The organism is Streptomyces sp. S.PNR 29 (assembly GCF_030386795.1).
Taxonomy (GTDB): Bacteria; Actinomycetota; Actinomycetes; order Streptomycetales; family Streptomycetaceae; genus Streptomyces.
The window spans coordinates 413,531-427,355 of record NZ_JANUQM010000008.1 but is presented as its reverse complement, the minus strand read 5'-3'; the positions used below and the strand labels follow the sequence as shown (position 1 = coordinate 427,355).

The following is a 13,825-nucleotide window of genomic DNA, read 5'->3' as shown; positions in this document are numbered from 1 at the left end:
TGCCCGCCCCGGCTGGTGCGGGACGCGGCGGGCGCCGGGCCCTGGGCCGGGCGCCCTCTCGCCGGCGGCAAGCCCCCAGGGGGTGTGGCGGGGACGGTGCGCGGGGTGCTGCCGCAGGCGGGTTCCCGCCCGCCGGCCGGCACACGCCCGGGGGGGGTTCGGGGCACTGACCGGTGGTCAGCCCCCCGCAGGCCGCCGCCGTCGTATGCCCGCACACGTTGCGCGGTGCGCGGGGATGACCGTGCAGCCCCGCGCCCCGGCGGCTTGCCCGCCGCCCGCACGAAACCGCGTCCCACCGGCGGCACCGCCTCGTGTCCTGACGCCCGGCCGGGCGACGTCACACGGACGGGCCTCACAAGGCGCCGGCACCCATCCTCCCCGCCGGACCGGGCACCGGCCGCCGCGGCCGGGGGCGGTGTCAGCTTCAGAACCCTTCAAGTGGGACTCCACGCGTTCCCGTCACAGTCTGGAGGAGGGCCGTAGCGGTCCTCACGGCGTGCAAGGGAGGCTCGCGTGACAACGGCAACCGTGCAGTTCCTCACCCACGAAGGGGAGTTGACCCCCCACCCGGACCACGAGGTCGAGCTCTCCCCCGACAGCCTCAGAAAGCTGTACCACGACATGGCGCTGAGCCGCCGGCTGGACGCCGAGGCCGTCACTCTGCAACGCCAGGGCGAGCTGGGCCTGTGGCCGTCCTCGCTGGGGCAGGAGGCCGCCCAGATCGGTGCCGGCCACGCCCTGGGCGCGGCGGACTACGTCTTTCCCAGCTACCGCGACCACGGCATCGCCCTGTGCCGCGGCGTCGACCCGCTGGAGGTGCTGCGGATGTTCCGCGGCGTCAGCAACGGCGGCTGGGACCCGGCCGAGAACAACTTCCACCTCTACACCCTGGTCATCGGCTCGCAGGTGCTGCACGCCACCGGATACGCGATGGGCCTGGCCAAGGACGGCGCGCCGGGCGCCGTCCTTGTGTGCTTCGGTGACGGCGCGACCAGCCAGGGCGACGTCAGCGAGGCCTTCAACTTCGCCGCCGTCTACCACGCCCCCGTCGTGTTCTTCTGCCAGAACAACCAGTGGGCCATCTCCGAGGCCAACGAACGCCAGACCCGCGTCCCCCTCCACCAGCGCGCCGACGGCTTCGGCTTCCCCGGCATCCGCGTCGACGGCAACGACGTCCTGGCCTGCCTGGCCGTCACCCGGTGGGCGCTTGAGCGGGCCCGGGACGGCGAAGGCCCCACCCTCATCGAGGCGTTCACCTACCGGATGGGAGCGCACACCACTTCCGACGACCCGCTGCGCTACCGCGATGCCGAAGAGGTCGAGTACTGGAAACGGCGCGACCCCCTGGCCCGCGTACGGACGCTGCTGGAGCACCAGGGCTGGGCCGACGGCGCCTACTTCGACACCGTCGCGGCCCAGTGCGAACAGCGCGCCGTGGACCTGCGCACGCGGCTGCGCGCCACCCCCGACCCCCGCCCCGGCGACCTGTTCGCGCACGTGTACGCCGGCGCGCACGCCCTCGTCGAGGAGGAGCGTGCCCAGTTCGCCGCCTACCAGGCCTCCTTCGCCGACGCCCGGGACGGGGGCAAGTGACCATGACCGTGACGACGTTGCCGATGGCGAAGGCGATCAACGAGTCGCTGCGCCGTGCCCTGGCGGCCGATGCGAAGGTCGTGGTGATGGGTGAGGACGTCGGCAGGCTCGGCGGCGTCTTCCGCGTCACCGACGGCCTGCAGAAGGACTTCGGTGACCAGCGCGTGCTCGACACGCCGCTCGCCGAGTCCGGCATCGTCGGCACCGCCATCGGGCTCGCCCTGCGCGGCTACCGCCCCGTGGTGGAGATCCAGTTCGACGGGTTCGTCTTCCCCGCCTACGACCAGATCGTCACCCAGCTGGCGAAGATGCGGGCCCGCTCCCTGGGCAGGATCAAGCTGCCCGTCGTCATCCGCATCCCCTACGGCGGCGGCATCGGCGCCGTGGAGCATCACTCCGAGTCGCCCGAGGCCCTCTTCGCGCACGTGGCGGGCCTGAAGGTGGTGACACCGTCCAACGCCGGCGACGCCTACTGGATGATGCAGCAGGCCGTCACCGGCGACGACCCGGTGATCTTCTTCGAGCCGAAACGGCGGTACTGGGACAAGGGCGAGGTCGACGTCGATGCCGCCCCCGCCGCCGTGCACCGCGCGGTGGTGGCCCGCCACGGCAGCGACCTGACGCTGGCCGCCTACGGGCCGATGGTCAAGGTGTGCCTGGACGCCGCCGACGTCGCCGCCGGGGAAGGCACATCGGTCGAGGTCCTCGACCTTCGCTCCCTGTCCCCCCTCGACTTCGACACCGTGCAGGCCTCGGTGGAAAAGACGCACCGGCTGGTGACCGTGCACGAAGCACCGGTGTTCTTCGGCTCCGGGGCCGAGATCGCCGCCCGCATCACCGAACGCAGCTTCTACCACCTGGAGGCCCCCGTGCTGCGGGTCGGCGGCTACCACTGCCCCTACCCGCCCTCGCGGCTGGAGGAGGCCTACCTGCCCGACCTGGACCGGGTGCTGGATGCCGTCGACCGCGCACTGGCGTACTGAGAGGAGAGCGGAAGCTGTGGTGCGTGAGTTCACCCTGCCCGACGTGGGCGAGGGACTGACCGAGGCCGAGATCCTCACCTGGTACGTCAAGCCGGGCGATGAGGTCACCGACGGGCAGGTGGTGTGCGAGGTGGAGACCGCCAAAGCCGTCGTCGAACTGCCCATCCCCTACACCGGGGTGGTGCACGAGCTCCTCGTGGCCGAGCGGACGGCCGTCGCCGTCGGCACCGTGATCATCACCGTCGCGCAGGAGACGGACCAAACGGCCGGCACCGGCCGGCCGAGCGAAACCGCCGCACCACGCCGGCCGGTCCTGGTCGGGTACGGGGTCGCCGACGCACCGGCCCGGCGACGGGCCCGCAAGGCCCCCGCCGCCGCATCCGGCGGGCCGGGCGCCGCGGGCGGGACGCGGCCGCCGGCCAAGCCGCCGGTGCGGAAACTGGCCAAGGACCTCGGTGTCGACCTGCGCGCCGTCATCCCCTCCGGCCCCGGCGGCACCGTCACCCGCGACGACGTACACGCCGCGCACGCCGCCGCGGCCCCGCCCCAGCCGGCCGCGCCCCCCGCGGCCGTCCAGCCCCCCGCGGCGGCGCCGGGAGCGGACACCGCCGCAGGGGAAACACGCGTCGCCGTCACCGGGGTGCGCAAGGCGATGGCCCGCGCCATGGTCGCATCGGCCTTCACCGCACCGCACGTCACCGAATTCGTGAGCGTCGATGTGACCCGCACGATGAAACTCCTCCAACGGCTCAGGCAGGACCCGGAGATGACCGGCCTGCGCCTGACTCCCCTGCTGCTGATCTGCAAGGCCCTGCTGACCGCCATCGCCCGCAACCCCGCCGTCAACGCCGCCTGGGACGAGGCGGCCCAGCAGATCGTCCACAAGCAGTACGTCAACCTCGGCATCGCCGCAGCCACCCCCCGCGGACTGATCGTGCCCAACATCAAAAACGCCCAGGCCAAGACCCTCCCCGAACTGGCCCGGGCCCTGGACGACCTCGTCAGCACCGCACGCGCGGGCACCACCGCCCCGGCGGCGATGCAGGGCGGCACCGTGACCGTCACCAACATCGGCGTCTTCGGCGTCGACACCGGCACACCGATCCTCAACCCCGGCGAGAGTGCGATCCTCGCGGCCGGCGCCATCAGGCCCAGGCCCTGGGTGCACCGCGGCAAGGTCAAGCCCCGGCAGGTCACCACCCTGGCGCTCTCCTTCGACCACCGGCTGGTGGACGGAGAGCTCGGCTCGAAGGTCCTCGCCGACACCGCGGCCGTCCTTGAGGACCCCAACCGGCTGATCACATGGTCCTGAGGGAGCGAGGCGACACCACCATGAAGGCCACCACCCAGCGCTCACACCCCGCCGAAGACGACCGCCTCGTCCCCGGCACCGTCCACAGCACCCCACCCGCCGCCCCACCCCGCACTCCCCCACGGCCGGACAGCACCCCCCTCACCGGCGCCCGCGCCCTCGTGCGCGCCCTGGAAGAAGCCGGCTGCGAGACGGTGTTCGGCATCCCGGGCGGCGCGATCATGCCGGCCTACGACGCGCTGATGGACTCCGCCGCCATCCGCCACATCCTGGTGCGGCACGAGCAGGGCGCAGGGCACGCCGCCACCGGATACGCGCAGGCCACCGGCAAGGTCGGCGTGTGCATGGCCACCTCCGGCCCCGGCGCCACCAACCTCGTCACCCCCCTCGCCGACGCCTACCTCGACTCCGTCCCCCTCGTGGCGATCACCGGCCAGGTGCCGGCCCACCTGCTGGGCACCGACGCCTTCCAGGAAGTCGACATCATCGGCGTCACCCTGCCGGTCACCAAACACAACGTCCTGGTCACAAACGCCAAGGACATCCCCGCAGCGATCGCCGAGGCCTTCCGCACCGCCTCCACCGGCCGCCCCGGCCCGGTCCTGGTCGACATCACCAAAGACGCCCTGCAAGCCGAAACCCCCTACCCGCCCCCTGCCCGCACCCCGCGGCCCGGCCAGGCACCGGCCCGGCCGCACCCCGGCCGGATCCGCCAGGCCGCCCGGCTGATCGCCCAGGCCGAACGGCCCGTGCTGTATGTCGGCGGGGGCGTGCTCAAGGCCCGCGCCACCGCCGAGCTCAAAGCCCTCGCCGAACTCACCCGGGCACCGGTCACCACCACCTTGATGGCGCTCGGCGCGTTCCCCGACAGCCATCCGCTGCACGTGGGCATGCCCGGCATGCACGGCGCGGTCACCGCCGTCGCCGCACTGCAGAAAGCGGACCTCATCGTCGCGCTCGGCGCCCGCTTCGACGACCGCGTCACCGGCAGACTCGACTCCTTCGCCCCGCACGCCAAGGTCGTGCACGCCGACATCGACCCCGCCCAGATCGGCAAGAACCGCGCCGCCGAGGTGCCGATCGTGGGCGACGCCCGCGCCGTCATCGCCGACCTGGCGCAGGCCCTGCGCGCCGAGCACCAGCGCGGCCACACCGGTCAGGCCGCCCGCAGCGGATACGCCACCTGGTGGCAGCAGCTTGGCCGCTGGCGCGCGGCCTACCCGCTCAGCTACGACCTGCCCCGCGACGGCAGCCTGTCCCCGCAGCAGGTCATCGAACGCATCGGCACACTCGCCCCCCAGGGCACCGTGTTCGCCTCAGGCGTGGGCCAGCACCAGATGTGGGCCGCGCACTACATCGCCTTCGAACACCCCGCCACCTGGCTGAACTCCGGCGGCGCCGGAACCATGGGATACGCCATCCCGGCCGCCATGGGCGCCAAGACGGGCCGCCCGCACACGACCGTGTGGGCGATCGACGGCGACGGCTGCTTCCAGATGACCAACCAGGAACTGGCCACCTGCGCCCTGAACGACATCCCCATCAAGGTCGCCGTCATCAACAACGGCGCCCTCGGCATGGTCCGCCAGTGGCAGAGCCTGTTCTACGACGGCCGGTACTCCAACACCGTCCTGCACGCCGACCACACCGGGCACCGGGCCGGCTCCCAGATCGGCGCCAGCCGGCACGCCCGCCACGGCACCCGCATCCCCGACATCGTGAAACTCTCCGAGGCACTGGGCTGCGTCGCGCTGCGCTGCGAGGACGCCACCGACCTCGATGCGGTCATCACCCAGGCGAACGAGATCAACGACCGGCCCGTCGTCGTCGACTTCATCGTCCACGAGGACGCGATGGTGTGGCCGATGGTGGCCGCCGGCACCTCCAACGACCAGATCATGGCCGCCCACGGCGTACGCCCCGACTTCGACGGCACCGAAGCCGACCTGCCGCGCCGCATCCAGACGCCATAACACAGCCCGCAGCACCGTGACGGCCGCCCCCTGGCCGGGGCGGCTGCCGGCATGCCCGCGCCGGGCGGCGCTCACGGTACGGCCGCACACGAGGGGACGCCCGAGGAGAACGGCGGCCAACACGAGCAGGCCGCCGCCCGCCGGCCACGGCCGCTGTGGCCGCGGCCGATGTGACGGCAGGCGATGTGGCGGCAGGCGGCGGCCGTGCGCGCCCGCCGGAGTGCGCGGCCCGCGATTGCGGGCGGTGACGCCCCTGGCCGTCCCGGGCATGCGCCCGCCCCGGGCCGCAGAGCGGCCCTGCGGGCGCCGTCCCTCGCCGTCTCCGCCAGGAACCGGCCGGTGATCCCCCGGGCGCGTGGTCGGGGCCGGAACTCGCCGGCGTCGAGGAACCGCCGCATCGCGCCCGGGCCGGGCCGGTGCCGGCTGAGCCGGGCCTGGTGAACGCGGCTGGGCGGGAGCCGCGGGCCAAGCCGCAACCGAGCTGGAGCGGGCCACGCGGGTGCCGGGCAGCCCCGCCGAGGCAGCGCACACCACCGGCGGCCGGGCGGGGCGGAAGCGGTCAGTCGATGCCGCGGACGATGTGCGGCTCGTCCAGCACGGCCGCGTCGTCGTCGACACCGGCCAGCCGCAGCGGCGGGGCCGGCCAGGGATACAAGGGCCTGCCGTGGTCCTGGGACTCGTCGTTCACCGGGTCTCCCCTCATCGAAGGTCCGCCGCCCGCAGCCGCGCCCGGGCGGGGTGCCGATCAGAGCACCGTGCCCGATCACGGTGGACAGCCGCTCAAGACCGGCTGGAGACCGGGGGCACGACGGAAGGGGGCGGGGGCAACGCAGAAGGGCGCCGGAACGCAGAAGCCGGCCGCTGCGCGTCGTGGGGTGCGGACGCACAGCGGCCGGTCAGACCCTCCGGTGACAGCCGCCCCGGTGGGAGCGGCACGGCGCTTTGGGGCCTTGTGGGCCGGTCGCGTTCACCGTGCGGTCATCCGTCCCGCCAGGGCGGACCGTGGCCCGGCGGCGGTCGGGTTCACAGGGGGCGCGGCGGGCGCGCCCCAGGGGGCGGCAGCGCACCGGCCGGGTGCGCTGCCGCCAAGGCCCCCCCCCGGGGGGGGTGGGAGGCCCGGGTGCTACCAGGTCACCGGCAGGCTCTCCAGGCCGTACACCAGGCTCTTCTGGCGGAACGTCAGTTCCTCGACCTCGCAGGCCAGGCGTATGTCGGGGTAGCGGGCCAGGAGGGAGGTGATGGCTATGTCGACCTCGCGGCGGGCCAGGGAGGCGCCGGCGCACAGGTGGGTGCCGTAGCCGAAGGCGACGTGCCGGTTCTCGCCGCGGTCGAGGTCGAAGCGCTCAGGGTCGGGGAAGGCCGACGCGTCGTGGTTGGCGGCGGGGACGGCCAGGACGACGAGTTCGCCCACGGACATGCGTGCCCCGGAGAACTCCATGTCCTCATCGACGACCCGCAGCACGTTGTCCTGCGAGACGGACCAGAACCGCAGTGACTCCTCGACGAACGCGGTGATGCGCTGCGGGTCCTCGATCAGCTGCGCGCGGACGGAAGGGTTGGTCATCAGCGTCAGGGCGCTGAGCGCGATCTGGCTGGTGGTGGTCTCGTAGCCGGAGACGAGGATGAAGCGGACCATCGGCAGCAGTTCGTCCCGGGCCAGCTCGCCGGTCAGCACCCGGTCGACGATCAGACGGCTGATCAGATCGTCCTGCGGCTCGCGCTCCTTCTGCGCCATGAGCCCGTTCAGGTAGTCGTTCATCGCGTAGTAGGCGGCCCACGATTCCTCGGGCCGGTCCAGGCTGAGGATCGTGCGGCTCTGCTCGGCGAACGTGCGGTAGTCCTCCTGCGGTACGCCCAGCAGCTGGGCGATGACCTGGGTGGGCAGTGCCAGGCAGAACTCGGAGTACAGGTCGAGCGGGCGCGGCAGGGTCTGAAGGCGGTCGAGCAGTTCGTCCACCAGGGCCTGGATGCGCGGGCGCCATTCCTTGATCCGGTGGGCGGTGAACTCGGTCATCATCATGTGCCGCAGCCTGCTGTGCTCCGGCTCGTCCGTCCGCCAGAAGGAGTTCAGGTTCTCGTTCGGCGGCAGCTCGGTGCGGGCGCGGGCCATCTTGTTGTCGTCCGAGCTGAAGCGCGGGTCGTTCATCGCCTGCCGGACATCGCTGTAGCTGGTGAGCAGCCAGGCCCAGCCGCCGTCGGGCAGGTCCACCTTGGCCGGTCCCTGCCCCCGGAGCGTGGCGTACTGGGGAGGCGGGGACATCGGGCACTGCCGGGCCATGGGGTAAGTGGGGTTCGCCATGTTCACACGTCCTTGGGTACGTGGCCGGTCCTGGGGCGGCCCACGGTAGGCACGCCGCATGACGCCCTGCTGATGGCCGGCTGACGGCCTTCGCTCCGGGCGGCGGACGGCTGTGGGGGGTCGGGGGGCGGGGGGTGTGGCCGGCGGGTTCTTCAGGCGGTGGCGGTGGCGGGCACCGGGGTGTGGAACTGGCGCTGGTACCACAGCAGGGGCGGTGCCGCTTCGTCGCGGATGCGGATCTGCTGGGGGGTGCCGAGCAGCAGGTCGTGGTCGCCTGCCCGGATGACGTCCACGGTGCGGCAGCGAAGGAGCACCTTGGCGTCCGGCAGGTACGGCAGCGCCGCCTGGCCTTCCCAGGCGCCGAAGCCGCCTTGGGCGAAGCGGTCCACGCCGCTGGTGGCGAAGCGCTGGGCGAGGCTCCGGTGGTGTTCACCGAGCAGGTTGACGACGAATTCGCCGGCCTGGGCCATGGCGGCGTGGCAGCTGGAGGTGAGGGCGATGCCGACCATCACCAGCGGCGGGTCGAGGGACACCGACGACACCGAGCTGGCGGTGAAGCCCCAGCGCCGGCCGGCTGTGTCCAGGCCGGTCACCACCGAGACGGGGGCGGCCAGCAGTGCCATCGCGTCCTTGAACGCCTGGGCGTCGGCGGCTGCCGGTGTGGGCTGTGGATCTGGACTCATCTGGATCCCTCCGTAAAGGCCGATCGGGGCAGACGATGCCAAGGAGTGCTCAAGAGGTGCTGGAGAACGCGGGGAGCGGGCCGGGCCGGAGGCGGCCGGTCAAGCCGGGGTTGAGCGGCGGGGAGCAGGATGGGAGGACGACAGGCAATCTTGGGCGTAGGCAGATGCCGACGGACCACGTGAGGACACGTAAGGAGCTGCTCATGGCGGACAGGGAGCCGGTCATGTCCGAGAGCGAGATTCTCGGCTGGCTCACGGAGAGGCTGGGCACCCAGGTGTCCCTGCCCATTTCGCAGATCAATCCCGACGTGCCGTACGTCGAGTACGGCCTTGACTCGGTGGCGGCGCTGGGCCTGCTCGGGGACATCGAGGACAAGCTCGGTCTGGTGCTGGACCCGAGCGTGGCGCTGGAGTACTCGACGCTGACGTCGATGGCGGCGTTCCTGGCCGAGGAGCAGAGCGAGGTCGTCGGCAGCTGAGGCACCCCTGGCCGGCCGGCCGGGCGTCGGGCGGGGCCGGATCCCTTTTCTTGCCGAAGGGATCCGGCCCCGCCCGCTCCTCGTGCCGCCCGCTCCTGATCCGGCGGCTCCTGATCCGGCGGGCGGGGTCAGTCCCGGTCGACGGAGACGCCGGTGGTGCGGCCGCCGAGCAGCAGGACGGTGGCCACCAGGAGGGCCATGGCGGCGGCGATGACGGCGAACATCACGCCGGGGCCGTGGGTGTCGAGGACCGGCAGCAGGGCGAACGGCAGTGCCGCGGCGCTGAGTTTGGACAGCGAGTAGGCCACTCCGGTGGCCGCTGCCCGGATCGCGGTGGGGTACTGCTCGGCCAGGTAGACGTGGCTGACGGTGGAGAAGATGTTGCTGACCAGGGTGTAGAGGATGCCGCAGCACAGGATGAGGGTGGCCGACCGGGCGTAGGCGAAGCCGATTCCGGACAGGGCCATGGCCGTGGCCGACAGGGCGACCAGCTGCTTGCGCTGCATGCGGTCCATCACGGGCACCGTGAGCAGCGCGCCGATGGGGTAGCCGAGGAAGGAGACGGCCGCGAAGCCGATGCTGGTCACCACGTCGTATCCCTTGGCGGCCAGGATCTGCGGGGCCAGTGCGCCGAAACCGTAGTAGCCGACCACCGACAGCGTGCAGAACACCCACAGCATGGCGGTACGCCGCCGGAAGCGGGCCTGGAAGACATCGCGCAGGCGGGCGGCGGGCGCCGGCGCGGCAGGGGCTGCGGCAGGTGCCGGGGCCTGCTCGAGCGGCGGGGCGGTGTTTGTGCCCGCCTCGGCCTCCATGCGGGCCACCAGCTGCTCCGCCTGACGCTCCTGGCCGTTGGCGGCCAGCCAGCGCGGGGACTCGATGAGGTTGCGGCGCAGCATCCACACCACGGCCGAGCCGAGGGCGCCGAGCACGAACAGCCAGCGCCAGCCGTCGATGCCCCACGGGCTGAGCGGTACCAGCCACAGCGCGGCGAAGCCGACCGCGGGCACCCCGCAGAAGGCCAGGGTGTAGGCCCAGGCGGTATAGCGGCCGCGCTGCTTGGCGGGCAGCACATCGGCCAGGTAGCAGTCCGACAGGGACTGTTCGGCGCCGATGCCGACACCGGCGAAGAAGCGGGTCACGATCAGCCATGCGGCGTTCGGGGAGAAGGCGCCGAGCAGGGAGAAGCCCGAGTACAGCGCGAGGTTGATCAGAAAGGCGCGGCGCCTGCCGTAGCGGTCGGCGACGCGTCCGAGGACCACGGAGCCGACGAACTGGCCGATGAACGCGGAGGCGAGGACCAGTTTCAGGGTGGTGCCGTTGAAGGCGAAGTCTTCCTGCAGGACCTTGGAGATGGTGCCGGCGAGGTTGTTCTCGAAGGTGTCGAAGAGCAGGCCCACACCGACCACGGCGGTGAGCCTGCGGTGGGTCGGGGTGAGCGGCATCCGGTCGATCCGGTCGCCGATGGTGGGCGCCGCCTCGGGTCTTTCCCGCAGCGCCGTGGGTTGTGCCATGGGGCTCAGAGCTCCTGAACGATGTCTAGTGGTTCGGTTCCAGCGGGTCGGATGCGCCTCCGCCCCGGCGGCCGGCCGGGGCGGAGGCGGGAAAAAGGGGGGGGGGGGGGGGGTCAGGCAGGTGTGTGGGGGGTGACGCGGTCCGGCGGAGTGTGGAGTGGTGTGGGTGGGGGGTGGGGTGTGTTTGTGGGGGGGTGTGGTGCGGTGGGGGGTGTCAGGCGGCTGCCTTTTCCTTGCGGCGGGTGGGCTCGCTCACCTCGTGCAGGAAGGTGGCGACCTGCCGGTAGGACTCCCAGAAGCCGACCTCGACATAGGGGATGCCGCGTTCGGCGCAGTACTCGCGGGTGAGTTCCCTGGCGCGGGCCAGGTTGCGCTGCGGCATCGTCGGGAACAGGTGGTGCTCCACCTGGTAGTTGAGGCCGCCGTAGAGGAAGTCGATCCACCAGTTGGGGCGGATGTTGCGGGAGGTGAGGACCTGGCGTTCCAGCCAGTCCAGGGTCTCCTTCTCGCCGTCGCGGACCTCCATGCCCTTGTGGTTGGGCGCGAACATCAGCCCGAAGTAGATGCCCAGCGCGGCGTGCTGCACGAGGATGAAGGCGACGGCCTGCAGCGGGGTCAGGACGGTGAAGACGGCCGTCAGGTAGATCGCGGTGCGCAGGACGACCAGGCCGATCTCCAGGTGGCGGTGCTTGGCGCCGGACTTGGCGAGCTCCTTGACCGTGGTCTTCTCCATCTTGTAGCCCTCGAGGACGAGGAGCAGGAAGAACAGCACCCGCTGGTGGCGGACGATGAACCGCTGGACGGGGGTGCGGTCGGCGTACTGCTTGATGTCGAAGATCGCGGTACGGCGGCCGATGTCGGGGTCGAGGCTGATGTGGTTGGGGTGGCTGTGGTGGCGGTTGTGGTGGTTGACCCACCAGGCGTAGCTGACACCGGAGAAGAAGTTGGCGTGGAAGTAGGCGGTCAGGGTGCCGATGCGCTTGTCACGGAACATGGCCTTGTGGCCGACCTCGTGCCACATGTAGGCGCTCTGCACCCCGCACAGGCCCATCCACACCGCGACCAGCATCTGCCACCAGGAAGGGCCTATCAGGAAGAACGCGACCAGGCCGGCCGTGATGAGAGACATGTTCAGGGCGAGCCGGCGGTAGTCGTAGCGTGGGTCGAGGTCAAGGAGGCCCTCGGCCTTCACCCGCTTGAGCAGCTCGGCGAAGCTGGCGGAGGCGCCCTTGCTGCTCAGCTCCCCCGTCGCGACCGCAAGGCCGGGATCGAGCTGCCGTACCGTGCCTGACTGTGTCTCGCTGATGTTCGGAGACTGCATAGAAGGATCTCCTTGGGCAGGACGTATCCCGGCGCCGGGCGCCGGATGGAAGCACGCTTGAGGGTCGGACACCGCGCTGATGAGACGCTGATGGCGTCCTGGAACACCGGGGCGCTCGGGCGCGCGGCCGGCCGTGGGCGGGGTGGGGCGCGGCTGGTTCACGCCGCGGCGGAGCCGGCTCGCCCGTCGGTGAGCCGGGCGTCCAGGGCGCTGAGGACGTCGTCCGCGGCGCGCGCGGTGCCCGCGTCGTCGGGGGCGGCGATGACGTCCATCAGGCACTGGACGAGCTGCTGCTGGAGGGCCTCGGTGCCGGTGGGGGCGGCGCCGGCGTCGGTGGGGGTGTGGTGGTCGCTGGACATGGTGGGGTGGGGGTTCCTTTCTGCGCCGCGCGGGCGCCAGGCAGACGGGCGGGGGTCAGAAGGCGTTGCAGGCGCGGAAGATGTGCGCGAAGGCCGCGACGGAGGCCGGGCCGTCGAAGGCCACGTATTCGCAGATCGGCGCTTCGGGCGCCCACTTCTCCTTGTAGGCGAGCTGTGTCTGGGCGGGGTACAGGGCCGCGCCCTGGTCCCACAAAAAGTGCATCAGCCACTGGAAGGCCGGGCTGTGGCCGGGCAGTTCGTGGGCGGTGTCCAGGCCGGTGAAGGGCGTGAAGCCGAAGTGCAGCCACTGGGTGCCCTCGGAGCGCAGGACCTCGATGACGTGGGAGTTGATGGCTTCCATCAGGCCCGGTGTGCCGCCGGGGATGCGCCGGCTCAGATCGTGCATCCAGCCGGCCCTGCTGCCGTAGACGGGCGAGTAGGAGATGTATCCGACGACCTTGGAGTCGATGGTGCCGACGAAGAGGCGGCGGTGCTGCTGGGCCGGTCCGCCCAGTTCGCCGACGAGGAACTCAAGGGGGCGCGCCTGTTCGCCCTTGGAGCCCAGCCAGGCGGTGTCGATGGCGCGGATCGCGTCCGTCATGCCGTCGGCGGGCACCTCGCTGACCGTCAGTCCGCTGCGGAAGGCGCGGGAGATCTTGTTGCGCATCCGCATGAACCGGGTGCCGCGCAGGGTGAAGTCGGGCAGGTGGACGGCCCAGGAGGAGCCGAACTGGTTGACGGTGAAGCCGCGTTCGGCGTACACCTTCGCGTCGTGGTGCTGCAGCTGGGCTGAGACGACCTGCAGGTTCTGGCTGTGGGCGTGGTCCACGAACGCGTCGAGCAGCGGGCGGTAGGAGTCCGGTGCGGCGAAGGGGCCGCCGAACTGGACCAGGTAGCGGCCTGCCTTGCGGTAGGCGATGACGCCGTCGAGGCCGGGGGCGGTGAAGGCGCTGGTGTTCTGGCTCATCGCCAGAAAGGCGCTGGGGTTTTCGGCCTGGGTGTGTGTGCTGATGGCTTTCAGAACGGTGTCGTGCACCGCCGGCCTGTCCGGTGCGGTGTTCTCCAACGTTGGTGCCGAAGGCATCGAGTCTTTTCCTTCCCGCTCTGGATCGACACTGGACTTCAGGGAAGTAGAGCACTGGATATTCGAGTCTCGGCAGAGCGGTAATCGTGGTGTCCCAGGCGGGTGTCAGCGGCCCGTCAGGGGCATATCAGGGCCGGGTGGGAACGTTGATGTCGTGACCGGGAGAGGAAAGGGAAATCCCGGGAACGAATGGAGAGGTGCCCGGAGTGGCTTATCGGGGACCGA

The 13,825-nt window shown here is 71.6% G+C and carries 12 protein-coding genes; 5 read left to right on the top strand and 7 right to left on the bottom strand.

The annotated features are described in order from the left end of the window. The first annotated feature begins 513 nt into the window (after positions 1 to 513). Genes pdhA through NW895_RS23405 form a run of 4 tightly spaced genes read left to right on the top strand, consistent with a single transcriptional unit; the run spans position 514 to position 5,861 of the window. A complete protein-coding gene (gene pdhA, locus NW895_RS23420; protein ID WP_289937777.1) occupies positions 514 to 1,593 on the top strand; it encodes a pyruvate dehydrogenase (acetyl-transferring) E1 component subunit alpha in 1,080 nt (359 codons plus the stop codon). 2 nt (positions 1,594 to 1,595) lie between these two features. After that, complete coding sequence (locus tag NW895_RS23415; protein WP_289937776.1) at positions 1,596 to 2,576, top strand: alpha-ketoacid dehydrogenase subunit beta; 981 nt, start codon at positions 1,596 to 1,598, stop codon at positions 2,574 to 2,576. Further along, positions 2,548 to 3,888: a dihydrolipoamide acetyltransferase family protein gene (locus NW895_RS23410; protein WP_289937775.1), complete on the top strand. Its 1,341-nt coding sequence runs from the start codon at positions 2,548 to 2,550 to the stop codon at positions 3,886 to 3,888. The genes NW895_RS23415 and NW895_RS23410 overlap by 29 nt, the downstream gene beginning before the upstream one ends. Before the next feature lie 20 nt (positions 3,889 to 3,908). Then, on the top strand, positions 3,909 to 5,861 hold the full coding sequence (locus NW895_RS23405) for an acetolactate synthase large subunit (protein ID WP_289937774.1): 1,953 nt from the start codon (positions 3,909 to 3,911) through the stop codon (positions 5,859 to 5,861). A gap of 559 nt (positions 5,862 to 6,420) precedes the next feature. On the opposite strand, the gene NW895_RS23400 is transcribed toward NW895_RS23405, so the two are convergent. The 3 genes from NW895_RS23400 to NW895_RS23390 form a co-directional block, all read right to left on the bottom strand. Beyond that, positions 6,421 to 6,549, bottom strand: coding sequence for a hypothetical protein (locus NW895_RS23400; protein ID WP_289937773.1), 129 nt, complete (start codon positions 6,547 to 6,549; stop codon positions 6,421 to 6,423). 435 nt (positions 6,550 to 6,984) lie between these two features. Further along, positions 6,985 to 8,160 (bottom strand): cytochrome P450, encoded by a 1,176-nt coding sequence (locus NW895_RS23395; protein WP_289937772.1) that lies wholly within the window; start codon positions 8,158 to 8,160, stop codon positions 6,985 to 6,987. A 152-nt stretch (positions 8,161 to 8,312) separates the two neighbouring features. Next, positions 8,313 to 8,843 carry a flavin reductase family protein gene (locus NW895_RS23390; RefSeq protein ID WP_289937771.1) on the bottom strand — a complete coding sequence of 177 codons (531 nt, stop codon included), beginning with the start codon at positions 8,841 to 8,843 and terminating at the stop codon, positions 8,313 to 8,315. Positions 8,844 to 9,046: 203 nt separating this feature from the next. Here NW895_RS23390 and NW895_RS23385 point away from each other — a divergent pair, with 203 nt between their 5' ends. Continuing rightward, complete coding sequence (locus NW895_RS23385) at positions 9,047 to 9,322, top strand: acyl carrier protein (protein ID WP_289937770.1); 276 nt, start codon at positions 9,047 to 9,049, stop codon at positions 9,320 to 9,322. A 128-nt stretch (positions 9,323 to 9,450) separates the two neighbouring features. Here the strand turns inward: NW895_RS23385 and NW895_RS23380 are convergent, their stop codons facing one another. From NW895_RS23380 to NW895_RS23365, 4 genes are all read right to left on the bottom strand, one after another. Beyond that, positions 9,451 to 10,836 carry an MFS transporter gene (locus NW895_RS23380; protein WP_289937769.1) on the bottom strand — a complete coding sequence of 462 codons (1,386 nt, stop codon included), beginning with the start codon at positions 10,834 to 10,836 and terminating at the stop codon, positions 9,451 to 9,453. Between the two features lie 214 nt (positions 10,837 to 11,050). Then, positions 11,051 to 12,157, bottom strand: a complete 1,107-nt coding sequence (locus NW895_RS23375; protein ID WP_289937768.1) for an acyl-CoA desaturase — start codon at positions 12,155 to 12,157, stop codon at positions 11,051 to 11,053. Positions 12,158 to 12,315: 158 nt separating this feature from the next. Further along, positions 12,316 to 12,516, bottom strand: a complete 201-nt coding sequence (locus tag NW895_RS23370; RefSeq protein WP_289937767.1) for a hypothetical protein — start codon at positions 12,514 to 12,516, stop codon at positions 12,316 to 12,318. A gap of 55 nt (positions 12,517 to 12,571) precedes the next feature. Continuing rightward, on the bottom strand, positions 12,572 to 13,600 hold the full coding sequence (locus NW895_RS23365) for a DUF2156 domain-containing protein (protein ID WP_289937766.1): 1,029 nt from the start codon (positions 13,598 to 13,600) through the stop codon (positions 12,572 to 12,574). Positions 13,601 to 13,825: the final 225 nt, after the last annotated feature.

Bases quoted from the DNA above. Each gene is read 5' to 3' on its own strand.
- NW895_RS23375 (WP_289937768.1), bottom strand. From the start codon at position 12,157: ATGCAGTCTCCGAACATCAGCGAGACACAGTCAGGCACGGTACGGCAG.
- NW895_RS23385 (WP_289937770.1), top strand. From the start codon at position 9,047: ATGGCGGACAGGGAGCCGGTCATGTCCGAGAGCGAGATTCTCGGCTGG.
- NW895_RS23410 (WP_289937775.1), top strand. From the start codon at position 2,548: ATGCCGTCGACCGCGCACTGGCGTACTGAGAGGAGAGCGGAAGCTGTG.
- NW895_RS23390 (WP_289937771.1), bottom strand. From the start codon at position 8,843: ATGAGTCCAGATCCACAGCCCACACCGGCAGCCGCCGACGCCCAGGCG.
- NW895_RS23405 (WP_289937774.1), top strand. From the start codon at position 3,909: ATGAAGGCCACCACCCAGCGCTCACACCCCGCCGAAGACGACCGCCTC.
- NW895_RS23395 (WP_289937772.1), bottom strand. From the start codon at position 8,160: ATGGCGAACCCCACTTACCCCATGGCCCGGCAGTGCCCGATGTCCCCG.
- NW895_RS23415 (WP_289937776.1), top strand. From the start codon at position 1,596: ATGACCGTGACGACGTTGCCGATGGCGAAGGCGATCAACGAGTCGCTG.
- NW895_RS23380 (WP_289937769.1), bottom strand. From the start codon at position 10,836: ATGGCACAACCCACGGCGCTGCGGGAAAGACCCGAGGCGGCGCCCACC.
- NW895_RS23370 (WP_289937767.1), bottom strand. From the start codon at position 12,516: ATGTCCAGCGACCACCACACCCCCACCGACGCCGGCGCCGCCCCCACC.
- NW895_RS23365 (WP_289937766.1), bottom strand. From the start codon at position 13,600: ATGCCTTCGGCACCAACGTTGGAGAACACCGCACCGGACAGGCCGGCG.